This window comes from Vitiosangium sp. GDMCC 1.1324 (assembly GCF_003044305.1).
GTDB lineage: Bacteria > Myxococcota > Myxococcia > Myxococcales > Myxococcaceae > Archangium.
In genome coordinates, this window is record NZ_PZOX01000012.1 from 298590 (window position 1) to 321609 (window position 23020).

23 protein-coding genes are annotated in these 23020 nt (G+C 69.1%); 9 read left to right on the forward strand and 14 right to left on the reverse strand.

The genetic code is table 11. The annotated features are described in order from the left end of the window. Window positions 1-27: 27 nt before the first annotated feature. The 5 genes from DAT35_RS31785 to DAT35_RS31805 form a co-directional block, all read right to left on the reverse strand. Complete coding sequence (locus DAT35_RS31785; RefSeq protein WP_108072006.1) at window positions 28-1878, reverse strand: M56 family metallopeptidase; 1851 nt, start codon at window positions 1876-1878, stop codon at window positions 28-30. Between the two features lie 3 nt (window positions 1879-1881). Beyond that, window positions 1882-2064: a hypothetical protein gene (locus tag DAT35_RS31790; RefSeq protein WP_108072007.1), complete on the reverse strand. Its 183-nt coding sequence runs from the start codon at window positions 2062-2064 to the stop codon at window positions 1882-1884. Next, window positions 2061-2447 carry a BlaI/MecI/CopY family transcriptional regulator gene (locus DAT35_RS31795; RefSeq protein ID WP_108072009.1) on the reverse strand — a complete coding sequence of 129 codons (387 nt, stop codon included), beginning with the start codon at window positions 2445-2447 and terminating at the stop codon, window positions 2061-2063. Before DAT35_RS31795 ends, DAT35_RS31790 begins: the two co-directional genes overlap by 4 nt. A 114-nt stretch (window positions 2448-2561) precedes the next feature. After that, entirely contained in the window at window positions 2562-4298 is a 1737-nt protein-coding gene (locus DAT35_RS31800) for a hypothetical protein (RefSeq protein WP_158501976.1), read from the reverse strand. A gap of 116 nt (window positions 4299-4414) precedes the next feature. Then, on the reverse strand, window positions 4415-5188 hold the full coding sequence (locus DAT35_RS31805; protein WP_108072013.1) for a rhomboid family intramembrane serine protease: 774 nt from the start codon (window positions 5186-5188) through the stop codon (window positions 4415-4417). Window positions 5189-5315: 127 nt separating this feature from the next. On the opposite strand from DAT35_RS31805, the gene DAT35_RS31810 reads away from it, so the two are divergent. Further along, the gene (locus DAT35_RS31810; protein ID WP_108072186.1) at window positions 5316-6272 is read left to right on the forward strand and encodes an alpha/beta fold hydrolase; all 957 of its coding nucleotides are present in this window, start codon (window positions 5316-5318) and stop codon (window positions 6270-6272) included. Between the two features lie 13 nt (window positions 6273-6285). Here the strand turns inward: DAT35_RS31810 and DAT35_RS31815 are convergent, their stop codons facing one another. Together DAT35_RS31815 and DAT35_RS31820 are read right to left on the reverse strand one after the other, a co-directional pair. Continuing rightward, window positions 6286-6807, reverse strand: a complete 522-nt coding sequence (locus DAT35_RS31815; protein ID WP_108072015.1) for a YkgJ family cysteine cluster protein — start codon at window positions 6805-6807, stop codon at window positions 6286-6288. Between the two features lie 65 nt (window positions 6808-6872). Beyond that, window positions 6873-9086: an ATP-binding protein gene (locus DAT35_RS31820; protein ID WP_233261840.1), complete on the reverse strand. Its 2214-nt coding sequence runs from the start codon at window positions 9084-9086 to the stop codon at window positions 6873-6875. A 223-nt stretch (window positions 9087-9309) separates the two neighbouring features. Here DAT35_RS31820 and DAT35_RS31825 point away from each other — a divergent pair, with 223 nt between their 5' ends. Then, window positions 9310-9825: a hypothetical protein gene (locus tag DAT35_RS31825; protein ID WP_108072017.1), complete on the forward strand. Its 516-nt coding sequence runs from the start codon at window positions 9310-9312 to the stop codon at window positions 9823-9825. 9 nt (window positions 9826-9834) lie between these two features. On the opposite strand, the gene rnz is transcribed toward DAT35_RS31825, so the two are convergent. After that, window positions 9835-10758 carry a ribonuclease Z gene (gene rnz / locus DAT35_RS31830; protein WP_108072191.1) on the reverse strand — a complete coding sequence of 308 codons (924 nt, stop codon included), beginning with the start codon at window positions 10756-10758 and terminating at the stop codon, window positions 9835-9837. 259 nt (window positions 10759-11017) lie between these two features. Between rnz and DAT35_RS31835 the strand changes: the two genes are divergently transcribed. Continuing rightward, on the forward strand, window positions 11018-12832 hold the full coding sequence (locus DAT35_RS31835; protein WP_146209972.1) for a discoidin domain-containing protein: 1815 nt from the start codon (window positions 11018-11020) through the stop codon (window positions 12830-12832). A 10-nt stretch (window positions 12833-12842) separates the two neighbouring features. Here the strand turns inward: DAT35_RS31835 and DAT35_RS31840 are convergent, their stop codons facing one another. Then, window positions 12843-13703 (reverse strand): sigma-70 family RNA polymerase sigma factor, encoded by an 861-nt coding sequence (locus DAT35_RS31840; RefSeq protein WP_108072021.1) that lies wholly within the window; start codon window positions 13701-13703, stop codon window positions 12843-12845. Window positions 13704-13835: 132 nt separating this feature from the next. On the opposite strand from DAT35_RS31840, the gene DAT35_RS31845 reads away from it, so the two are divergent. Continuing rightward, window positions 13836-14528, forward strand: coding sequence for a DUF2293 domain-containing protein (locus DAT35_RS31845; RefSeq protein ID WP_108072023.1), 693 nt, complete (start codon window positions 13836-13838; stop codon window positions 14526-14528). Window positions 14529-14546: 18 nt separating this feature from the next. Here the strand turns inward: DAT35_RS31845 and DAT35_RS31850 are convergent, their stop codons facing one another. The 5 genes from DAT35_RS31850 to DAT35_RS31865 form a co-directional block, all read right to left on the reverse strand. Beyond that, on the reverse strand, window positions 14547-15317 hold the full coding sequence (locus DAT35_RS31850) for an Imm49 family immunity protein (RefSeq protein WP_158501977.1): 771 nt from the start codon (window positions 15315-15317) through the stop codon (window positions 14547-14549). Continuing rightward, window positions 15314-16414, reverse strand: a complete 1101-nt coding sequence (locus DAT35_RS59270; RefSeq protein WP_158501978.1) for a hypothetical protein — start codon at window positions 16412-16414, stop codon at window positions 15314-15316. Before DAT35_RS59270 ends, DAT35_RS31850 begins: the two co-directional genes overlap by 4 nt. 19 nt (window positions 16415-16433) lie before the next feature. Then, complete coding sequence (locus DAT35_RS31855) at window positions 16434-17021, reverse strand: imm11 family protein (protein ID WP_108072027.1); 588 nt, start codon at window positions 17019-17021, stop codon at window positions 16434-16436. A gap of 72 nt (window positions 17022-17093) precedes the next feature. Beyond that, window positions 17094-17681 carry an imm11 family protein gene (locus DAT35_RS31860; RefSeq protein WP_108072029.1) on the reverse strand — a complete coding sequence of 196 codons (588 nt, stop codon included), beginning with the start codon at window positions 17679-17681 and terminating at the stop codon, window positions 17094-17096. A gap of 23 nt (window positions 17682-17704) precedes the next feature. Continuing rightward, complete coding sequence (locus DAT35_RS31865) at window positions 17705-18571, reverse strand: AHH domain-containing protein (protein ID WP_108072031.1); 867 nt, start codon at window positions 18569-18571, stop codon at window positions 17705-17707. A gap of 104 nt (window positions 18572-18675) precedes the next feature. Here DAT35_RS31865 and DAT35_RS31870 point away from each other — a divergent pair, with 104 nt between their 5' ends. The 5 genes from DAT35_RS31870 (at window position 18676) to DAT35_RS31890 (ending at window position 23002) form a co-directional block, all read left to right on the forward strand. Continuing rightward, a complete protein-coding gene (locus DAT35_RS31870; protein WP_108072033.1) occupies window positions 18676-19140 on the forward strand; it encodes a DUF4150 domain-containing protein in 465 nt (154 codons plus the stop codon). A 24-nt stretch (window positions 19141-19164) separates the two neighbouring features. Then, window positions 19165-19686, forward strand: coding sequence for a DUF6484 domain-containing protein (locus tag DAT35_RS31875; RefSeq protein WP_108072035.1), 522 nt, complete (start codon window positions 19165-19167; stop codon window positions 19684-19686). 6 nt (window positions 19687-19692) lie between these two features. Then, window positions 19693-21021, forward strand: a complete 1329-nt coding sequence (locus DAT35_RS31880; RefSeq protein WP_108072037.1) for a TIGR02270 family protein — start codon at window positions 19693-19695, stop codon at window positions 21019-21021. A gap of 113 nt (window positions 21022-21134) precedes the next feature. After that, entirely contained in the window at window positions 21135-21896 is a 762-nt protein-coding gene (locus tag DAT35_RS31885) for a TetR/AcrR family transcriptional regulator (protein WP_108072039.1), read from the forward strand. Beyond that, the gene (locus DAT35_RS31890) at window positions 21893-23002 is read left to right on the forward strand and encodes an efflux RND transporter periplasmic adaptor subunit (protein WP_108072041.1); all 1110 of its coding nucleotides are present in this window, start codon (window positions 21893-21895) and stop codon (window positions 23000-23002) included. The genes DAT35_RS31885 and DAT35_RS31890 overlap by 4 nt, the downstream gene beginning before the upstream one ends. The last annotated feature ends 18 nt before the right edge of the window (window positions 23003-23020 follow it).

Below are 23020 nucleotides of genomic sequence, written 5' to 3' on the forward strand. Positions count from 1 at the left end.
CGCGCCTGGGAACCGCGTGGAGGGACGTCAGTGCTTCACCGGCTCGGCCAGCCCCTTGTGGATGGCGTCCTCCAGCAGGGACTGCACCTTCTTGTTGGCCTCGTGGCTCTGCTTCTCCATCTGCCGGCCGAACTCCTCCATCTGCCGGCCGTACTCCTCCATGGGCTCGCCGAGCTTCTCCATCTCGTCGCTGAGCGGCTCCATCTCGCGGCTGAACGCATCCATCTGCCGGCTGTACTCGTCCATCTCCCGCTCGAGCGCGTCCTGCTCGCGCTCCAGCTCCTTCTCCTGGCGCTCGAGCTCCGGGGACTCCTTGCCGTCCTTCTGCTCCTGGCGGGCCTGGGCGAGGTTGAGCTCCGCGTGCCTGCGTGCCAGCTCTCCCAGCCTCGCGCCGACGGCAGCCTGCTTCGCGCCGACGGCGGCCTGCTTCGAGCCGACCTCGGCCTGCTTCATGCCGATCTCCGCCTGCTTCTGGCCGATCTCCGCCTGCTTCTGGCCGAGCTCCCCCTGCTTCTTGCCGAGCTCCCTGGTGACATTCACGGTGTCCTCGATGATCTTCAGCGTCGCCGCATCCCGGATGACGTACTCCTGGTCATCCCGGCGCACGTAGAGCAGGGGCTGCTTTCCATCGCCCGCCAGGGAGCGCGCCACCCTCAGGTCCCGCGTCGAGCCGGACATCGTCGCGCTGTCGGGGGACCGGATGAGGACGTAGGAGAGCTCGTTGTCGTCGTCGTCATCCGAGTCCATATGCCGCACCTCGGGCGCGGCCGGAGGAGCGGGCGGCTTCGCCGGGACCGCGGCCGCGGCCACGGGAACGGGAGCGGGAACGGAAGGCTTCGCCGGGAGCGCCGGAGGAGCGGCGACGGCCACGCGGGCCGGGCCCACCGAGAGCTTCCCGGGCACGGCCAGGGTGGGCTGCAACGGCTCCACGGGCCCCGTGGGCCGGGTGGCCAGGGCCGGCGCCTGGGCGGGGACGGGCGTCTCGCGGGCCACCACCTGGAAGGGCACGAGTGCCACGAGGGCGAGCCCTCCCAGGGTCCAGCGTGCCCAGCGATGGTGCTGCTTCGACTCGGTATCGGCGTGTTCCAGCATGGCGATTCTCCGTTTCAGGGCTGCGAGGTGTGACGATGCACCTGGAGCCGCCGCGGCAGCCGGAGCGCGGGCGACACCAAAGATGAGCAGGAGCCGCCCGTACTCGCGGGGCGCGGCACCGGTGGCCTGGAGCGCGGCGGCATCGCAGGCCTCCTCCCGGGCGAGGGCGTACTCGCGGCACGCCCGCCGCACGAGCGGGTGGAAGAAGAACACCGTGCGCGCGAGCGCCGGCACCCAGCCGAGCCACAGGTCCCCGCGCCGCACGTGGGCGAGCTCGTGTGCGAGCGCCATGCGCTGCTCCAGCGGGGACAGCGTCTCCAGCGCCTTGCGCGGCAGGATGACCTCGGGGCGCAGCATGCCGAGCGCCAGGGGACTCGGGGCCCGCTCGGAGACGAGCAGCTGGGGGACTCGCGAGAGGCCCAGCTCCCGCGCGAGCGTCGCCGCGGCCTGGTGGAGCGAGGCGTCTTCCAGGGGCCGGGCCTCGCGCCGGATGTGGCGCAGCTGCACGAGCCCTCGGAGCAGCTCCCGCGCCTGCCACATGACGCCGCCGAGCCACACGAGCAGCACCCCCAGCACCAGGGGGGTCCAGTCCGTGCTCGTCCCGGGGTGCACCGGCTTGGGCGGTACGGAGACGGAGGTGGCTTCGCCACCACGCGTCCCTGCCACGGGGAGCGCGAGCCCTTGGGCCGGAGCTGGCGCCGACGCCTCTGCCTTCACGGCGGCCACGGGCGCCTCGGGGGCGGGCAGGAGCGGCAGGCGCACCGAGCCGGGCGCGCACAGGCCCACCAGTCACTTGAGGCCCACCAGCCACCACAACGTGGTGCGCACGGACGCGGGCAGCCTCGGCACCGCGCGCGTGAGTGCCCACACCGCCAGCGCGCAGAGCGCACCCTGCCACGTTACCTGCCAGAGCGTCCGCAGGACTCCGAGCCCGTGCTCCATCACCGCGTGCATCTCCAGGGTGGTGCTCATTCCTCCCCCTCCTTCTTCGACTTGAGCCGGGCGACGGCCTCCTCCAGCTCGCGTAGCTCCTCGTCGCTGACGGTGTCGGCCTGGGACAACCACGTGGCGAAGGGCGACAGCGAACCCGCGAGGGACTTGTTCACGAAGTCCCCCACCACGCCGCGCAGCAGCTCCGCCAGCGGCACGCTCGAGCTGTACTGGTAGACGCCCTCCACCTTGTGCCGGGTGAGGTGTCCCTTGCTGCGCAGCCGCTCCATCACCGTGAGTACGGTGGAGCGTGCCAGCCCTTGCGGCTCACCGAACTTCTCCGCCACCTCGCCCACGGTGACGGGTCCGTGCTCTGCCACCCAGCGCAGCACCACCAGCTCCTGGTCTCCCACCGGCTTCTTCATGTTCCTCACCTGCGTGACTACAAGTGTCGTCACGAAGCAAGGTAGCGGTGACTACTGTTGTAGTCAAGTCGATGGGGCGAGTCTCGTTACGCCGGGGACGTCGTGGGGGGGGGCTCAGCCGTGCTCGCGCTCGAGCACCAGGGGCGTCCAGTCCCCACCCAGGTGGAGGCGGGGCACGGTGACGCTGCCGTCCGAGCCGGCGGTGACGGTGCCGCTGGCCTTGCCAAAGCGCCAGCGGATGCGCTCGCCGGGCAGACAGAGGAAGCGCTGCACCCGGCGGGGCGTCACGTCCACCACGGGCGAGTCGGTGACGCCGGGGCCGAGCACCGCGCGCAGCGGCATCACGAAGCGCCCGGTCGTATCCACCAGGTGACTCGAGTCCCAGCGCAGCGAGCGGTTGAGCAGTCCCGCCACGTCCCCATCCCAGCCGGTGTCGCCGGGCACCTTCGGGTCTCCCGCGTAGCCGGAGTCGTTGCGCCAGGGCTGCCGCCCGTTGCCGCCGCTGCCCGGGTTGCCGTCCCACGAGGAGCGGCTGAAGGCCGGGAAGGCCAGGTCCCTGCGCAGGAAGGTTTGCGTGTCCAGGCGCGCGTTCCAGCCGCGGACCCACCAGCGCGCGCCCAGCCACGGGTCTGTCTCCACATGTCCGCCCTCGTCCCAGACGGCGACGTGGCCGATGTGCTGGGACTGCAGCGTCTCGTAGAAGGAGACGCCGGTGAGGGTGCTGGGCCCCACCACGGAGCCGAAGTGGATGACGGGGTCGTCCTTGCCGTGCTCCAGGAAGAGGAACTGCGAGCGGGCCCCGGGCTCGTCGCGCAGGGCGCGCGTCATGTCCAGGCGGCTCCAGACGCCCAGGCCGTCCGCGTCCGGCACCTCCTCCTCGGGCATGCCCCACAGGGAGGAGAGCTGCGCCAGCCGCCAGGGACGGTGGGCCCTCGCCACCGGTTGCGCGTGCTGGGCGAACACGCCCGCGAAGTGCCGCGCGTCCAGCAGGCCGAGCGTCAGTGCGCCCGCGCCGCCCATGGAGTCCCCCTCCACGAAGACGCGCTCGGGGTCCGCCCCGGGGTAGCTGCGCAGCACCCACTCCAGCAGCGCCAGCACCCGGCGCGCGGTGTACGGCGGCACGGCGCCGGCCAGGGCCGGCCTCCGGGGCAGGCTCTCGGAGTAGCCCCACCAGTAGGTGAGGTGCGGGTCGCTCGGCTCGATGATGAAGCGGTCCGTGCTCACCTGGGCCGAGGGTGGCCAGTTGCCCACGCCGTGCAGGCGCACCGTCACCGGCATGGGGTAGCCAGCAGACGCGGCGAGCGGCACCGTCACCACGGCGGGGAAGGTGCGTCCGGCGTAACCGGGGCTGTCCAGCCACTCGTCCGTGGGCTGCTCCAGCGTCAGGCGCAGGCCGCCGGGCAGCTCCTCCCGCTGGACGATGCGCGGCTCGGGCGGGCGCACGGTGTCGCGCACGGCGATCGTCATCCGCGCCTGCGCCGTGGTGCGGTCGTCCCGGGCGGTGAACGTCACCTCGTGGCGCCACCCGCCCTGGATGAAGTCGGGCTGGAAGGTGAGCGTGCGAGAGGGCTCATCCCAGCGAGCGCCCGGCGGCAGTCCGTCCGCGAAGACGCGGAGGTTGCCGTGTGCGCCCTCCACCTGCACCGTGACGCGCAGCACCTCCGTCTCGTTGACGCTCTGGAGGGGAGGCACCCGCAGCGTGAGGCTCTGGGGAGGGGGCGGCACCCACGGGGCTGTCTCGGACTGCGCGAACGCGGGCCGCGGTGAGTCCAACAGCAGCAGGGACAGCAGGGCCAGGGCCACCGCCAGGTGCCGCGGAATGCAAGACCGGAAACTGCTCCCCCAATGCATGGTGCCACACCCTCACGAGCGGCTTGCGAGGGAAACCGAGTCCCCCGGGCCGCGGTTCGAAGCCCTGCGCTGTCCTCCAGCAAACCGCATGCCCCCGACACGTGGACGGGGCGGGTTCACGGGTGGTCCGGGTGGTACCGGTGCCGGTACGTGGTGCGCCGCGAGGTGAGGTTCGGGTTCTCGAAGAGCTTCACCAGCACGAGCCCCGCGACGAAGCCGCCCACGTGGGCCCAGACGGCCACGCCGCTGCTGACCTTGGCGTTGAGCGGGTCGAGCTGGGGCAGGCCGGCGACGACCTGGAGGCCGAACCAGTAGAGCAGCACCAGCCAGGCGGGCAGGGGGATGATGCGGATGATGATGATGAAGATGAAGAGCATGTTCACCCGCACGCGCGGGTAGAGCAGGAGGTAGGCCCCCATGATTCCGGAGATGGCGCCCGAGGCTCCCACCATGGGGACGGGCGAGGCGGGGTCCACCAGCACCTGTGCCGCCGCGGCCGCCAGGCCGCAGACGATGTAGAAGACGATGAAGCGCAGCCGGCCCATGCTGTCCTCGACGTTGTTGCCGAAGACCCAGAAGAAGAGGCAGTTGCCGAGGATGTGGCTCCAGCTCCCGTGGAGGAACATGGAGGTGAGGGGCGTGAAGAGGTTGATGGGGTTTCGGTCGACCACGCACGACAGGTCGTCCGAGAGCGGCACCTCCAGTCCCACCGGGGCTTGTCCGGTGAGCTCACCCGGGACGAGCCCGTAGTGGCAGATGCTGGAGACGAGGGCCAGGACATTGAGTCCGGCGCCCTGCACGAAGACCCAGGTGGCGCCGATGGCACCGAGCAACAAGTAGGTGACGATCGGCGTGCGGAGTGTGGGGTTGTCGTCGCTGATGGGAATCATCGAAGTCCTCCATCATGTCCATCTCGGAGCAGTGGGGCAGGGAATTCAGCACCTGACGTGTATGGCGCCGGACGTCCTGCCCCGGGGCCGCTTCCCCGATGAGAGGGGCGGTCCTCAGTTTGTCTCCATGGACTCCGTCACCCCCCGTTGTATTCCGTTGCCCGGCCTGCGTGTGCAGGCGCTGGAGGCCGGCCCCGCCGATGGACCGCTGGTGCTCCTGCTCCATGGTTTCCCCGAGCTGTCCGAGAGCTGGCGCGAGGTGTTGCCCCGGCTGGCCAAAGCGGGCTTCCACGCCGTGGCGCCGGACCTGCGCGGCTATGGCGGCACCGACCGGCCCGAGCAGGGGTACGACCTCGAGACGCTGGCCAACGATGTCGTCCAGCTCGCGCGCCACCTCCAGCCGGAGCGGCCCGTGTACCTGGTGGGCCATGACTGGGGCGGGCTCATCGCCTTCCACGTGGCCGCTCGCTACCCGGAGGTGGTGGACCGTCTGGCCATCGTCAATGCACCGCACCCGGCGGTGATGGTGAAGGAGCTCTGGAAGCCCGCGCAGCTCGTGCGCTCCTGGTACATCTTCCTCTTCCAGATTCCGTACCTGCCCGAGCGCCTGCTCTCCGCGTGGGGCGGTGCCCTGGTGCCGCGCATGCTCCGGAGGGCGATGGTGGACCCGTCGCGCGTGCCACCGGGCCGGCTGGCGGAGTACGAGGCGAACTTCTCGCGGCCCGAGGCGGCGCGCGCGGCCCTCGCCTACTACCGCCAGATGTTCCGTCACACCCTGACTCCGCGCGGTCTGCGCGAGGCGAGGAACTACCCCCGCATCCGCGCGCCCCTGCTGGTCATCTGGGGCGAGAAGGACATCGCGTTGCGCAAGTCCCTCACGCAGGGGTTGGAGCCATACCTCGAGCAGCTCCCCACCGTGCGCTACCTGCCCGAGGAAGGCCACTTCGTGCCGCTGGAGGCGCCGGAGAAGGTGGCGCCGCTCCTCGTCGAGCACTTCCTCGCGAGGCGTTCCCAGGAGGAGCGGAAGGCGAGGCGGCCCACGGGGGCGGAGCCACACGGCGAGGGTCCGCAACCCCCGGCGTGACGGAGCCCCGGACTCACTCCTTCAGGTGCAGCTTGCGCACCAGCTCCTCGTACTTCTCCGGCGGGAGGTTGGCCTCGAGGAGCGCCTGCCGGAGCTGCTCGCCCTTCTTGTACACGGCCGAGTAGCCGCACTCGGGGAGGAACTCCGGCAGCGCCGAGTAGACGAGGTTGCGCGGGTAATCCCTGCACATCCCCGGACGGCTGTCGTACGAGTCGCACTGCTTCGTCACGGGGTCGTAGTGGGTGCAGCGGAAGACGAAGAGCCTGTTGCGGCGGTCCTCGCCTGTGTACTCGAAGCCATTGACGAGCCGGTGCCACGTGAGTGTGAGCCAGCGCAGGGAGCGCAGCAGGAACACGGGCCTGCTCACGGCGATGACAGGCGTCTCGCAGCAGCGGCCGCAGCCAGTGCAGGAGCCGGTCAGCCGGTAGCGCGGCTCGCCCCGGGCGCGCAGCAGCAGGCGCGTGAGGGACAGGTCGATGGTGTAGCGGATCAGCGCGAGCCGTTTGATGACGCGGCGGATGGGCCCATCCCTCATGGTGGGGCCAGTCTACCCGAGGAGTCCGTGCTCCTGACGCCCGCCCGGCCGGAGCGCGGGGCCGTTCATGCCGCCTCCTCGCCCTGGAGGTAGGGGAGCACCAGCGTGAACGAGGCCCCTTGCCCCGGTCCCTCGCTGTGGACCTCGATGGACCCGCCCAGCTCCTGGGCCGCCAGGGCACTGGAGTGCAGGCCGAAGCCATGCCCATCGTCGCGGGTAGTGAAGCCGTACTGGAAGATGCGGGTGAGCAGCTCCGGCGCGATGCCCACGCCGTTGTCGCGCACCTCGATGCGGATGTGCTGGGCGCTGGTGCACTCCATCCTCAAGGACAGCCGCCGCGCGTCCTCGGGGACGGTGTCCAGGGCGTTACGGGCGTTGCTCACCAGGTTGACGAGGATCATCAACACCTTGTGCTTGTCCGTCAGCACGGGCGGCAGTGGCGCCAGGTTCCGCTCCACCTTCACCCGGTGGCGCAGCAGCCCGGCCGAGTTGATGCGCAGCGAGTCCTCCACCAACTCCTCCAGGTGCACGGCCTCGTGCAGGCGGGGCGTCCTGGCATAGGTCTGCTGCACCTTCACGATGTCGCCGATGTGCTCGGTGTACCGGCTCACGTCGTCGAGCAGCGAGAGGAGCTCCTGCCGCTCCTCCTGCAGGCTCTGTCCCAGCTTGCCCAGGAATGGCGTCACGTGCTGGCCGCGCTCGTCCCGCGTGAGGAAGGCGCTGAGGTTGGACAGGTTCTGCTCGAGCATGTCCGCGACCCGGCTCACCTGCTCCAGCCGCATCCGGCTCATGCGCTCCTTGGCGAGCTGGGCCGAGGTATGGACGCTGGTGAGCACGTTGCCCACGTTGTGCAGCACGTTGGTGGCGATCTCCGCCATGCCCGCGCGCCGGGCCGTCTGCACGAGCTGCCGGTGGACGTCCTGCAGCTCGTGGGTGCGCTCCTCGACCCGGTGCTCCAGGCTCTCGTTGGCATGGCGCAGGGCCTCCTCGCGGTGCTGGACCTTGTCCGCCATCAGCCGGATGGCCCGGGCCAGCTGGCCCAGCTCGTCCTCGCGCGAGGTGTCCAGCTCGACCTGGAAGTCTCCGGCGGCCACCCGATCCGCAGCCTGGGTGAAGCTCAGCAGCGGGCGGGTTATCTGCTGCCGGAGCACCCAGGACATGATGACCAGCTCCAGGAACAGCGCGAGCGTGCCGAGCAGCAGCACCTGCCGCGCCGCGCGCAACGCCGGCTCGGACACCACGCGTTCGGGCAGCACCGTGACGAAGTTCCAGCCGGGGCCCTCGAGCCGTGCCACGCCGAGGTACTCGTCGAACTCCGGGAGCTCCACCACTCCGTCGTCCGGCGCGCGGGTGCGCACCCGCTCGAAGATGCTCCGCAGGTGGTGCCGTTGCTCCCCGGTGACGCCGTCCTGGGGGGCGTCACCCAGGATGTCGTAGACGCCGGTGGCGCCCTCGCGGGTGAGCTCGGGATGGGCGATGACGCTTCCATCGTCGCGGAAGATCATGTTGTACGTGCCGGGCAGGTGGTCGCTGATGGTGCGGGCCATCAACTCCTCGAGCAGCACGTCATGGCCGATCCGCGCGATGTACTGGCCGTCCATGTCCAGCGGCGTGGAGACCGACACCATCCACTTCTGGGTGACCTGGTCCGCGTAGATGCCGCTCCAGATGGAGCGCCGCGTGGGATTGTTCTCGGGCGTGTGCGTGTCGCCGCCGCGGAACGCGATGGTGTTGCCCAGGTCGTGGCACCAGTTGGGCCGCTCCGGCCAGTAGACGATGATGACCTCTTCGGGCAGCACGACGTAGGTGTTCGTGAAGCGCGTGTGCAGGGCGGGCCCGAACCAGGCCACCACGTCATATGCGGCCAGGATGCGCCGGCGCAGGGCCGCGTCGACCGTCCGGTTCCGGTTGACGATGATTCCCGGCATCTTCGTGCCGTCGAAGCCCTCGACGCGGCTGCGCAGGGTGCCGTCGGGCATCCGCGTGACGAGGCCGTCGAAGCGCGCGCTCACGTCCTCCTGGCCCATGGCACGGAGCCGTTCCTCCAGGGCCTTCTTGAGCGCGGCGTGGTTGTCCTGCGCCAGGACGAAGAGGAGCTGCTCGCGCTGGCTGCGCTCCCCCACGTGCCGCTCCAGCCGCTCGAGGTCCTCGGTGCGTACGGTGTGCAGCAGGTGGAGGTAGCTGAAGAGCGTGGCCAGGGCGACGACCCCGGCGATGCGCACGCCCATCTTGAGCAGCGTCGAGCGGGACAGGGAGGTGGGCGAGCGGGGGAGCGGCATGGAGCGGGCGGGGGAACGTCAGCTATCGAACAGTACGCCTTTTCTGACCGGCCCACCGCTGAAGGGCCGCTTCTGCACCGCGGGCGATCCGGGGGATGTGTTCCAGACGAACCGCCGGGTTCCAGATTTGCTGCAAGGCCTACATCCCTGGGAAGGATGATTTGGCGCAAAGGGACGCTCGTGCTTCAAATTCCCCGTCACTCATTTTCGAGGGGAGTGCCCAATGAAGTCGTCGAGCCGTTCGCCGTGGTCCCTGTCGCTGGTGGTGCTCGCCATCGCGACGCTTGCCGTCGGATGTGCCGCCAGCCGCCGCGAGGCCTACATCCAGGACAAGGCGAGCCAGTACGTGTACCGCAAGCCCATCGCCGAGGTGTGGCCCCAGGTGCGGATGCTGCTGAAGGAGAAGGACCTGCCGCTGCGCGAGTCCCCCGGCGGGTTCGAGATCAGCACCGACTGGCACCCGGTGGGGGCGCCCTCGTCGCTGGGCACCAACTACGTGCGCTACCTGGTGCGCGGCAAGCAGCCCACGCCGGCCATGTGCGCGGTGGAGATCTTCCGGCAGAACCGCACCGAGGCCGGCCAGGGCCCGGTGGACGCGCAGACCGGCCAGCGCCGGGAGCTCGGCACGGACACCACCAATCTGCAGCGGGACATGGAGATGGAGTGGGAGCTGCTGCAGCGCGTGGACCCCGAGGGTGCCAAGGCGCTGCGGGACGAGGCCCAGAAGACCATCAAGTAGCGCTCGCGCTCAGTCGCGCAGGGGCAGCTCCACGGTGAGCCCGTCGTAGGCGACCTCGAGTGGCCCCTTGAACTCCTCGCGGGCCTGGGTGAGCAGCCGCGAGGGGTCCGTGTCATGGCGGCTGGAGAGGTGCGTGAGGATGAGGCGTTTGGCGCCCGCCTCGCGCGCCACCTGGGCCGCCTCGCGCGCCGTCGAGTGCCGCGTCTCCTGGGCGCGCGTCTGCTCGTCGTCAGAGAAGGTGGCCTCGTGGATGAGCAGGTCCGCGTCGCGTGAGGCGCGCACCAGGGACGGGCAGGGCCGGGTGTCGCCGGAGATGACCAGCCGCCGTCCGGGCCTCGGGTCTCCCACTACCTCGTCGGGGCGGATGGTGCGGCCGTCCGGGAGCGTCACCGTCTCGCCCCGCTGGAGCTGGCCGTAGACGGGCCCCGACGGAATCCCCATCGCCTTGGCCTTGTCCAGGTTGAACTTGCCGGGGCGCTCGTCCTCCTGCAGCACGTAGCCGAGCGCGTTGATGCGGTGGTCCACGCCCACGGCGGTGACCGAGTAGCCGCGCCGCTCCACCTTGTCGCCGTCGCGCAGCTCGTGGAACTCCACGGGGAAGGACAGCGTCTCCACGCCCAGGTGCACCGCCTGGTGGAGCAGCCGCCGCGCCGGAGGAGGTCCGTAGAGCAGCACCGGCGTGTCGCGTCCCATCATCCCCAGCGTGCGCAGGAAGCCGATGATTCCCAGGTAGTGGTCCGCGTGGAAGTGGGTGAAGAAGACGGCATCCACGGTGAAGCCGGTGCCAAAGCGCACCATCTGCCGCTGACTGCCCTCGCCACAGTCGAAGAGCAGCAGGTCCGCGTCCGCCTTTACCGCCAACCCGGACAGGTTGCGGTGCAGCGTCGGCTGTGCGGCCGAGGTGCCGAGGAAGGTGAGCCTGAGGATGGACATGCCGGCGCTGCCCACGATGGATGAACCTCCCGCGCAGCGTCCGAGCGCTGGCGACATGTCTCATCTACCAGAGGTTGGGAGAGCCCTCTGCGGCCGTCACTCCCCGAGCGTCCGGAAGTCGTGTGGGTGAGTGTGTGACCTGACGAGGGCCGGGAAAAAGAAATCGGGCGCGTGCGACATCCGGAGGGGGCCCCTGTCTGGCGGGTGAAGCGGCTCCACGGCGTTGCCGGGGAGCGCGACACCCAGAGGGGGAAACGCAATGAAACGGTCGTGGAGCAGTGTGGGAACCCTGATGTTGGGCGCGGGGCTGATGGCGGGTTGTGGCGCGGTGGAGGAGGGGGCGGGCGGGGCGCGGACGCCCCTGGCGCAGGTGGAGCAGGGGCTCGGCGTGGAGTCGGTGGGGTGGGGAGACACCCTCACCCTCGCGGCCAATGGCTCCTACGAGCTGTACGTCGACGGGGCCCTGGTCGGCAGGGATGCACGTTGGCTGGAGGCCGGGACGTACTCCGCGCAGGTGAACGCGGGGGATGTGGTCGCCGTGAGGGTGGAGCGTGGGGTGGGCAGCACGTGGTCGGGCCTGCTGGCCGATATCAAGGTGGATGGGCGTCTGGTGCTGTCCACGGAGCGGCTGTCCTGGCGCTGCACCTCCACGTACACCCCGGGCTGGGAGACGGTGGATTTCAAGGATGACGCCTGGCCGGCAGCGGTCGAACGCACCACCAATTGGGGCTCGCCCTGGGGCCCGGTCGCCGGCATCGGCTCGGCGACGAAGTGGATCGGCCTGGCGGACTCCGCCGCCGTCACCTTCTACTGCCGTGCCACCGTGCTCGGCTGCGGACCGGACGAGGCGCGCGGCAAGCCCGCGAGCTCCAGCGGCTCGGGGGGTTCGGATACGCCGGACAAGGCGTTCGACGGTGACGTGAACACGCGGTGGACCTCCAGCGCGTCGACGGGCTCCTGGGTGCAGGTGGACCTGGGCAGGCAGACGCTGATCGGCCGTGCGGCCGCCATCTGGGGCTGGGACACCCGTTTCGGAACCTCGGCCTCGAGCGTCCTCGAGGGCAGTACGGACGGAGTCGTCTGGAAGCAGCTCGCGGATTTCTCCCAGCCGTCCTCCACCATCGGCACCCGGTTGTTCAGGCCCATCTTCCCGCGGGCGGCCGTGCGCTACGTGCGCATGCGAGGCACCCAGTGGAATGGGGCCACGGGTTTCGTGAATGATCTCCAGCTCTTCTTCCCGTGCAGCCAGTGCGGCGAGGACCAGGCCCTCAAGCGGCGGGTGACGACCTCGGGCTCCTCGAATGGCACCACGGCAGAGCTGGCCGTCGACGGCGACCCCACCACGAGTTGGGAGTCCGATCGGGCCAACGACGGTTGGGTGCAGGTGGACCTGGGCCAGCCGCTCAACATCGAGCAGGTGGACGTGAAGTGGGGCTGGGACATCAGCGGCCAGGTGGGCACCACCGCCTCGAGCGTCATCAAGTACAGCACCGATGGGCTCACCTACCAGACGCTGGAGACCCTCACCCACGACACCGAGACGAGTGGGGATCCGCAGACCATCCTCAAGCCGTTCTCGGCCCGCTACGTGCTCTTCCAGGGGTTGAACTGGAACAACCGCTGGGGCTACCTGGATGACCTGAAGGTCATTGGCTCCTGCCAGACGTGCGGCACCAACCTGGCGCTCGGCAAGCCGGTGACCGCCTCCAGCTCCTGGTCCAGCGAGTATCCCTCCCTGGCGGTGGATGGCCTCTTCAACACGTACTGGGGCGCGGGCATGTCCACCGGTGCGTGGCTCGAGGTGGACCTCGGGCAGGAGTACCCCGTCGCCTACGCCCTGGTGGCCTGGAACTGGGACGCGAACATCGGTGACGACGCCGAGAGCGTGCTCGAGGGCCGCTCGACGACCGGCACCTGGATGCCGCTGGGCAACCTCCGGCACACCGATGCCACCAACTGGCGCAAGCAGGGCCTGTTCTTCCTCCCCGAGACCGTGCGCTACGTGCGCTTCCGCGCCACCCGGTGGAACACCGGCTGGGGCAACGTGAGCGAGCTGCAGGTCTGCACGCTGTAGGCCGTGCGCCTCACAGCGGGCCGAGGTTGAAGTCCAGCTGGCTGCGCACCATGCGAAGGATGCTCTCCATCTCCGAGCCGTCCACGCGCAGCCGCTCCGAGAGCCGGCGGCACGTCTGCTCCAGGATTTCCTGACGTGCCGCCGCCACCCACCGGGCCGCCGTGGCCCGGTGGATGCCATACACCGCCCCGAGCTTGTCGATGCTCAGCCCGTCCACGAAGTACAGCCGCAGCACGTTGCGCCGCTCGCTGGGAAGCGAGGCGATGGCGGCCTCGAGCGCCTCCTTCAGCTCCGCGCGGTAGTGGCGCTTGAAGAAGGCCACCTCCGGGTCGGGCGTGGGGTGGTCGAGCAGCTCCGGCTCGTCGCTCCGCGGCTCCGCGTCCCTCCGCTCGCGCAGGTTGAGCCCCGTGCGCACCGCGGCGATCCGCACCCAGCCTCCGAGGGGGCCTCGCCCCGCGTACTCGGAGATTTTCGCCGGGCGGCCGGGGGCTCCCACGAAGAGCTTCTCCCAGAGCACCTGCCGCACGTCCTCCTCGGCCTCGGAGGGCCCACGCAGGCCGCGCACTGCCGCGTCCACCTGCGGCCCCAGCCGCTCCTCGAAGGACTCCAGGGCCTTTGGCAACCCCCGCGCGCAGGCACAGGCCAGGTACAGGTCCTCCACGTGCAGCGACTCCAGCGCCGCCACCCCGTCCTTCCCCGCTGGCAGGCGCTCCACCACGTGCTGGAGGAAGGCCTCGTCGGGCAGCCCGAGCGCGGGCCAGGTGCTCCGTCCTACCTCCACCGCCCGTTGCAGGGCCTCGCGCAGCCGCTGCGCCTCCTCGAGGGACAGGCCCGATTGTGCCAACCGGGTGAGGATGGGGTCTGCTGCCATGGCGCGTGTCTCGCTTCGGGGACCACTGCCAGTATAGGTCCTCGCTCCATCTGCTCCCAACGCCGTGGCGGACGGCGCACCCGCTGTGCGTCCCACTCGACCTGCTGGCGGCGCCTGCGCTACAGGCACGCCATGAGCGACACCCTCACCGTTGCCCCCACGAGCGACCCGCGCCGCGTGCGCGCGACCGATGGCTCCATCCTCTCCGTGCCCGCCGGGTGGGCCCTGCTGCCTCCGGGTGACGCGGGCCTCACGCGCCGGGTGAAGGCCGCTGGCCCCAGCTGGACGGTGGTGGAGAAGAAGGGGCGGAAGGTGTTCTCACAAGGCGTGTGGGCGCCCGAGGCCCACATCACCGCCGCCCGGGCCGCCTTGGATGTGGAGCGGGCCACACCGGCCTATGCCCGCCGCCGCGAGGCGGACGTGCGCCGGCGCGAGCGCGAGCAGTCCGAGTACGAGGTGGACTTCGCCAACGCGGTGCTGCGCTTCCTGGCCTTCGCGCCGAGCTTCACCGCGCACGCCAAGAAGCTGGCGGTGGCGGTGGCGGCGCATGCCACCCCCGTGGGCAGCGGCACTGTGGCGCGCACCGAGCGCATCCCCATCGAGCGCCGTGCCGAGGCCGCCGTCATCGCCTGGATGCGACACCAGACGACGGCATACGACAACCTCTCCATCGCCCGGGTGAAGGGCGCGCGCCGGGAGGTGCGCCGGGAGCTGGCCGAGGTGTCCCGAGCGGTGTTGGACCTCCACCGCCGCGACGTCCCCCACGCCGTGCCCGCGTGTCCCCTGTGCAAGGCCCTGGCCCGGCTCGGCGCTTCCGCCCCGTAGTGTTTGTGTTCCCGGTCGTCAGTCTTCTTCCTTCCATATGTCTGGCGGCGCCGCGGGGGGTTGCCGGCAGCGTGCCACCGAGGGAAGGCCTGGATGCTCATCTGGCATCCTCAGGCCGACGCGCTCCGCCAGAACACCCAGTGCCAGCCCCTCCACACAGACCTTTGCCTCGGTGGCCCAGGTCTCCTGGGGCAGGCGTCCCCGCTCGCGCAGGTGGGCGTAGCGCTTGAGTTGTGCCGACACCATTCGCTGGAGCGCCTCCTGGAAGCGCTTCTCCTCTCGTGCCAGCAGGGCCTGGCACACCTCGAGCCGCGGCTCCTCGGAACCCTGGAGGACCGCCTCGAAGCGATCGAGGGCTTTGTGTGCCTCGGGCGCTGGTTGGCCCAGCAGGCAGTGGTCCATGAGGAATCGGACATAGAGAAAGTCCTCCTCATACTCGCTGTCCGTTCGCCGAGCGCGCGGGGCACGGACGGCCAGCTCCCGGGCGCCCTCCAGGTCGAACGCGGCCAAGGCATCGAAGAACGGTGTCGCACGACTGAGCGCCACGGGCCATGCGCCGTCCGCGGGAGCGCCGAGCGCCAGGAGCGCCCTGCCGCTGCGGTATAGGTGGGACTGGAACGCCTCGGTGTCACAGAGCAGCAGGAGCGAGCCGATGCCGATGCGCCTGTGGTTGTGGCAGAAGGTGAGGAGCGCTTGTGGGTCGCCCCCGCCCTGGAGCAGCCGGGGGAGGAGCTTCTGGTTGCCGTAGCGGGCGTTGCTCACGAAGACGGGGAGGAACTTGTTGCTCATGCCTGGCCTCCCGGGGCGCGAACGCGAATGGCGCCGACCTCCCCGTGCTCCGCGCTGGAGACAATCACCGCCTGCTCCCCCATGGCGTACTTCCGGGCGAAGGCACGAGTGGCCATGCAGACCCCCACGGCGCCGCTGGCCGCCCCCACGTCTCCGAGCGAGGTGCAGGGCAGCAGCAGCCGGGTCCTCTCTCCCAGCCGGTTTCGCAAGCGCACCTGGACGGAGCCCCAGGCCCGGGCGCGCCATTCCTCTCCATTCAGGTCGGAGATCAGGTCCCCCACGAAGTCGCCCGCGGGAGTCTGGGGAAGTACCTGCTCGAGGGTCCGTGTCAGTATCTCCCCCGTACTTGGCTGCCCCGCCATGCGAGAGCCCGCCTCACTGCCGGTGGCCACCGCTTCGATGGTCGCGAGCACCGGGGCACCTCGCTGGCGGGCGGCCTGGGGGAGCTCCACGAGCAGGCAGGCGCCGGACTCTCCTGGCATCAGCCCCGCGGGGTGGTCCGGCGTCTTCAGCCGTCGGTGCACCAGAAGCCACTCCAGGCTGGTTTCGTCGAGGTAGGAGTCCAGGGAAAGGACCACGAGCCGCTCCACCTGCCTCGCGGCCAGGAGTTGCTGCGCGAGCTGGAGGGCGGCGGCGGTGCCCGCGTGTCCGGCGTGGACGAAATGGACGGATTTTCGTGGCCATTCCAGGCCCAGGAGTTGGCCGAGGCGCTCCAGCCAGGAGGACTTCATGAGGTCGGGCCCGAAGTCCTGGACCTCGAGGTAGCGCGCCGGGTCCAGGTGAGGCAGGACGCATAGCCAGCCCGTCTGGCTCCAGAAGCGGACATCGGATGTTGGGGGGAGATGGGCAGTCTCCCGCAGGTCCGCCACGCAAGCTTGGGCCAGTTGCAACCACCGCCCGAGCGGCCCGAAGCCGTCGGTCAGCTCGGGGATGGGGTGGCCCAGGAGAGGCACGGGTTCCAGCTGCTCCTGGTCGGTGACGTAGACATCGTGCAGGGGCCGGGGACGGGTGAGCCCCGCACGGATGGCGGCACAAGAGGAGGCGACGCCCCAGCCCAGGCTCGACACCATCCCCAGTCCTGTCAATGCCAGCGGCATGCGAGTGCTCCAGAGGAAGCTACGCGCTGGTCGAGAACTCGAGCGGCTTGAGATGGACGTTGGTGAAGCCCTTCTCCTTCAGGGCCTGCGCCAGGGGCTCCGAGACGATGTAGACGGAGGGTTCCTCCTTGGGCCGGAAGAGGGCCGGGAGGTTGGCGCTCTTCTTCGGGTCGAGCATGTAGCGGGCGACGTGGATGACTCCTCCCTCCGGCCCTATCTTCACCCCGCTGGCGACCGGGTCCAGACAGTCATGGGTGCCAATGGGGTTGATGAAGAAGTAGTCCCGGCTGTAGAGGCGCTTGCGGTGGTCGTACAAGTCGAAGGGCAGGTACTCCACTTCAATGCCCTGGCAGTGCGTCGCGATGACCTCCTTCATTTCTGAATGGACGATGAGGTAGCTGTTCGTATTACCCACAAGGGAGGACAGCTTGATACCGGGGTGGTCCTCTCTCAAGGAGACCTTCGCTTCCTTCGGGTAGAAGCGGCGGGTGCTATCGCCAAAAGCCATGCAGTAGCTGCGCAGCTCCATGCCCTCTGGAGGCCCATCTGTCAGGCCGAGTTCCGAGTCGTTCAGGTTGCCGAGGGTTTCGAGTTCAAAGAATCGCACGGTCAGTCTTCCTGGTTGACGGTTATCGCGAACGTGTGGAGGAGGACGAACGCATTTTCTCTTGCAACGCTTCTACGTGCTGGTCGAGAACTCGAGCGGCTCGAGATAGACGTTGGTGAAGCCCTTGTCCTTCAGGGCCTGCGCCAGGGACTCCGAGACGATGTAGGCTGCGGGCTTCTCCTTCGGTCGGAAGAGGGGCGGGAGGTTGGCGCTCTTCTTCGGAGCGAGCACGCGGCGACCGACATGGATGACGCCTCCTTGTGATCCGATCTTCACCCCGCTGGCGACCGGGTCCAGACAGTCAAGGGTGCCAATGGGGTTGATGAAGAAGTAGTCCCGGCTGTAGAGGCGCTTGCGGTGGTCGTACAGGTCGAAGGGCAGGTACTCCACTTCGATGCCCTGACAGTGCTCAGCGATGACCTCCTTCATGTCTTTGTGGACGATGAGGTAGCTGTTCGTGTTGCCCAGCAGAGAGGACAACTTGATGCCGGGGTGGTCCTCTCTCAAGGAGACCATTGCTTCCTTTGGGTAATAGGGGGTAGCGCGCCTGCCTCGGGCCATGCAGTAGCTGCGCAGTTCCATGCCCTCCGGAGGCCCATCGGTCAAGGCGAGCTCCCGGTCGTTCAGGTTGCCGAGGGTTTCGAGCTCGAAGAATTGCACGGTCGATCCTCTTCTTTGACGGATTATCGGGGACTTGCGGGGGAGGGCGGACGCATCATCTGCCCCAGCGCTTCGATGGAGGTGACTCCGTGGACGCGCCGGGCGCTGGCGACCTCGCCGTAGGTTTCTCTGGACACCTCTTCGATGGCCTCCGCGAGTTCCTTGTACCTAGGTTCGCCGCCCTCTTCATCATGCTTATCCATTATCTGCTCGAGAGCTGCCCGAAGATGCTCGTCGAGCTTGCGCTCGACGTACTCGTCATAGGCGGTGTGGTTGCACTGCTTCGTCTCCCGGTGGATGGGGAGCTGGAGCAGGTCGCCCACGCGCTCGTCCATTGGCAGGATGATCATGTTGTCCTTGTGGTGGACGTTGTAGGGCGCGTCGAGCACCTCGCTCGCCACCCGGATGGCCAGTTCCGGCTTGGGGAAGACCTTCAGAATCACGGCGCGCAGCGTGGCGTCCGGGACGACGTGATGGGCCTCGTGGTAGTAGGGCTTGTTGCAGTCCCACTTGAAGTTGTACTTGCCCCGGGCGACGTCCCAGTCTCCCTCGCGCGGCTTCTGGACCTCGTGCCGGTACATGCCCTTGTTGTCGGACGAGAGCGCCGCCGTCTCGCCGCGCTTCGCCAGCCTGGTGACGGCCTTCGCACCACCCCGGAAGAGCAGCGCCCAGCGTCCGTCGCCCAGCGAGCGCAGCTGCTCGTCCGTCACCTCGTACTGGCTCGCCTTCTCCAGCGCCTTCTCGAAGGCCTGCCAGCGGTGGGAGCAGGAGCAGTTCTCCTTGTACGGAGGCTCGTGCTTCGCGATGCACTTGCCCCCGCTCGGCCCTCCCGCGGTGTGGTGTGGAACAGGCTTCTCCAAGAGCTCCAGGTGCTTGTTGGACTTGCCCATGTTCGTGGACGCTAGCGAGCCGTTGGAGGATGGGCAATCCGCGGCGGGCGCGTCTCGCCCTGCCGGCTCCGATGCGGTAGACTTGTGCCTCGGAGGTGGACCGTATGGCAGTCAACACTGGCGTCAACAAGATGTCCGTGGTGACCAAAGACAGCAACGGCACCACGGTGGCCTTCCCGGACGTGTGCAAGACGCCCAGCCCCGGAGGTCCCGTCCCCATTCCTTACCCCAACGTGGCGAAGTCCTCGGACACTGCCAAGGGCACCAAGAAGGTATCGGTGGGCGGCAACCCGGTGTGCGTGAAGGATTCCAACTTCAGCACCAGCACTGGCGACGAGGCGGGCACCGCCGGCGGTGGTGTGGCTTCCAGCAAGACGAAGGGCAAGGCCGAGTTCGTCAACTTCTCCTTCGACGTGAAGTTCGAGGGCAAGAATGTGGCACGGGCCATGGACCTGATGCTGCACAACGACAAGAACACGCCTCCCTTTCCTGTCATGCAGGGCCCTGTTATCGCCAACGGCAAGGGCCCGGGTAAATCCAAGTGTCTCGTCTGTGATCACGACGTCTAGGCGTATCCACCCAGGAGCGCGGCAATGAGCGAGTACCTCGACAAGAAACGGCTCCTCCCGGAGTCACGGACCCAGGAACCCATCCTGGGCAGCCGGGCCGGGCAACTCATGGGGGCCGAGGCCTCCGGCGCGCTGCTCGTCGACTTTCCGGGGAACACCGCTGGCCCCGTGCCCGCGAGGCTCGCCGTGGTGGTCGACACGAAGACCCTCCAGGCGGCCGTCGTCCAGCGGCAGAAAGTGGTCCTCCTCTTCGAAAACGGGGATCCCCGTCTGCCCTTCATCATGGGCCTCATCCAGGAGCCCAGCGCGACGCCACTGCTGGATGCCCTATTGGAGAGCCCACCTCAACCGTCCGCCCCACCCATGGAGGCCCGTGTGGATGGCAAGCGCGTGGTCATCGAGGGCCAGGACGAAGTGGTCCTCAAGTGCGGTGAGGCCAGCATCACCCTGCGCCGCAATGGCAAGGTCATCGTGAAGGGCACCCAACTGGAATCCCGGTCCCTCGGCGTCCACCGCATCAAGGGCAGTACGGTGGAGATCAACTAGCGCGCCATGTCCGTGCACACCGAGCGACCGCTGCGTTGGGAGGTCCACGAAGAATATCTCGATGAGGCGGCCTTCCGCTGGAGCCAGTGGGAGAAGTCGCTCGACTCTCCTGATTATGTGTTGGCGGAGGTGTCGGAGCTGGAAGAGGCCCTGGCGGCGCACGTGGATGGCCTGGTGTTGGGGGGAGAGCGGGTGGCCCGGCGTCTGTTGGAGCCGGCGCTGGCGGAGGACGAGCCCGAGCGCATCGTGGCCGCGGCCCTGGCGCTCCTCGGAGGCGAGACACCTTCCGGCTCCGCCGCGGTGTTCACCGCGCTTCGCCAGGCCAGACCTCCCGTGAGTGCTGCCTTCCAGCGCGCGCTGGAACTGGCCACCCCCCAGTCCATTCCCGCCGACCTCCCGTCCCTCCTGAAGGAGGAGTCCACCCCGGAGCTCCTCGCCCTGGTGCTCGACACGTTGGGAGTGCAGGGACTCGCCACGGCGCCGCTGTGCTCGCCTTTCTTCACGCACCCCAATCCCCAGGTAGCCGCCGCCGCCCTACGCGCTGCCGGCAGCATGCGTTTGCCGCTAGACCCAGGTGTGCTCCGGCGCGCGCTCGGCTCGGTCGAGCCCATGCTGCGCGATGCCTCCATCGTCGCGGGGCTGCTGGGCGGCCACCGGGATGCATGGCTCGCCTGCCAGGCCGTGGCCGGGTCACGCGCTCCCAGCAGTCGGCTGCCTCTGTTGCTGCTGGCCATGGGCGGCGATGAGAGGGACATGAAGCGGCTGCTGGAGTTGCTCTCCGACGAGTCGCTCCGTCCAGACGTACTATGGGCGCTCGGCTTCTCCGGCAGGGTCGCCGCCGCCGAGGCCTGTCTGGAGTTGATGCGGCAGGCGTCCGTCGCGGCGTTGTCGGGTGAGGCCTTCAGCGCCATCACTGGGTTGCGTATTGAAGGACAGTACGCCGCCGAGCGCCAGGAGCCGGAGGCAGAAGAACTCGTCCCCCTGGAGCAGGAGGACCTCGACGCCGACCTTGTGCCCCGGCCCGAGGACTCGCTACCGCTGCCCCAGGTGGATGCCGTGGCCTCATGGTGGAAGGAGGCGCGCTCCGGAATGGACGCACGGAATCGCTACCTCTCGGGGCAGCTTTTCACACCGCGGGTTCTGCTCGACGCACTCTCCAGCGCTCCCATGCGTCGCCGCCATGCTCTGGCCCTGGAATTGGCGTTGCGCAGCCGGGGCGCCTTCCATGTGCAGACGTGTGCGTTCGTGGAGCGTCAGGTGAGTGCATTGCAACGGGCTCGCTCAGCCACGCCCTCCACCTTCAGCCGTCCCTTCGCCGAGGGACTCCACAGTTGATTTGTGTATGATGTTTTGTTATTTTGTTGATAAGGATGGCTGATGTTGTTACTGACTCGTGATTCAGAAACCCCCTGGCGGTTTCTGACCGGCGGGTTAGTAATGGGCGCGTCATGGCCCGTCCTGCGGATCCCCACGCCCGTGCAGCACTCATCGCCGCCGCGCGAGCGGAGTTCTTGAAGAAGGGCATCCGCGGTGCGCGCATCGAGGACATCACCGCCGCGTGTGGGCTCTCCAAGGGCGCTTTCTACCTGCACTACTCCTCGAAAGAGGCCCTCTTCAGCGAGGTGGTGGGCGAGTTCGCCGCGGCGATGCAGCAGCTCATCGACCAGCGCATCGGGGAGACGGATCGCTTCTTCGCCGAGCACGGCCCGGTGGAGGCGCACGACGTGGCCGAGCGCTCCGAGCGCTACGAGCGCATGGTGGCGATGAACACCGAGGCGGACCTGGGCACGCTGGAGTTGATGTGGGCCTACCGGGACGTGGTGCACGTGCTCATGCGCGGCAGCCAGGGCACGGACTTCGAGTCGCTGATGTGGGGCATGGTGGACCGCGAGGTGACGCGGGTGACTCAGGAGTTCCACCGGCTTCAGCTCACTCTCGCCTGCCGTCCGGACGTGCCGGCCACGGTCATCGGCTCGCTCATCGTCGGCACCTACCTGTTGCTGGCGCAGCAGATGAGCCAGATGGAGCGCAAGCCGGACCTCAAGTCGTGGGCGGGCTCCATCCACCGCCTCATTCGCGAGGGCAGCCTGCCGCCTGGCTTCCACGCCAGCCGCGCGCCCGAGCCGAAGACGAAGCTGAAGCCGAAGACTTCCCCGCGCCGGCCTCAAGCCCGCGCGCTTTCTCGTACCCGTAGCACCCCGAGGTCATGACCGTGAAACTCTCCAGGACGCCGCTCGTTGCTGGGCTCGCCGCTGTGGGCATGGCCGCCACCGCGCTTCCCCTCTCCGGCTGCAAGGCCGACGCAGCCCCGCCCCCCACGGCCACCAAGGCGGCCGCGGCGGAGCTTCCGTCGGTGACGCTCGCCACCCCGCGCTCGGTGCAGAGCTCGCAGCGCGAGGAGGTGACGGGCACGCTCTTCCCCGCCCAGGCCCTGCAGGTGGGCTTCGAGGTGGGTGGCCGCCTGGACAAGGTGCGCGTGAAGAAGGGCCAGACGGTGCAGGAGGGCCAGGTGCTCGCGCAGCTCAATGCGGAGATCGCCGATGCCCAGCTGGCGCAGGCCCAGGCCTCGGTGGCCGCCGCCGAGGTGAGCGCCGCCATGGCCGCCGACGTGGCCGGGCGCAACGCGAAGCTGCAGCAGCAGGGCAACGTGAGCGACCTGCAGAACCTCACCACCACCACGCAGGCGAAGCAGGCCGAGGCGCAGCTGCTCGCGGCCAAGGCGCAGCTCGCCCAGGCGCAGGCCGGCCGCCGCAAGCACGACCTCAAGGCGCCCTTCGCCGGCACCGTCACCGACGCCCCCGAGCAGGTGGGCGCCATCGTGGGCCCGGGCGCGCCCCAGTTCTCGGTGGAGAACCTGAGCACCCTGCTGCTCAAGACGACGGTGGCCGAGTCCATGCGCTCGCGCCTCAAGCCGGGCGCCTCGGTGCGCGTGGAGGTCATCGGTGGCGGCGCCTCCACGGACGAGGCCGTCATCCGCACCATCATCCCCTCGGCGGACCCGGCCACGCGCCGCATTCCGGTAGACATCCTGGTGCCCAACAAGGATGGCCGCTTCGTGGCCAACACCCTGGCGCGCGTCATCCTCCCGCTGGGCGATGCGCTGGAAGCGCAGTCCCTCCCCACCAGCGCGCTGTCCTCCTCGGGCGGGGACCACGTCTACGTGGTGGGCCCCTCCGGCGAGGTGCGCCGCGTGGACGTCCAGGTGCTCGAGCGCGGTGTGCGCGAGGTGGTGGTGAAGGCCGCCGCCCCGCTGGACAAGGTCATCGAATTCCCCGCGCCGTCCCTCTCCGAGGGTACGCGCGTCTCCGTGAAGTAACCCTCGCCGAAAGATTCC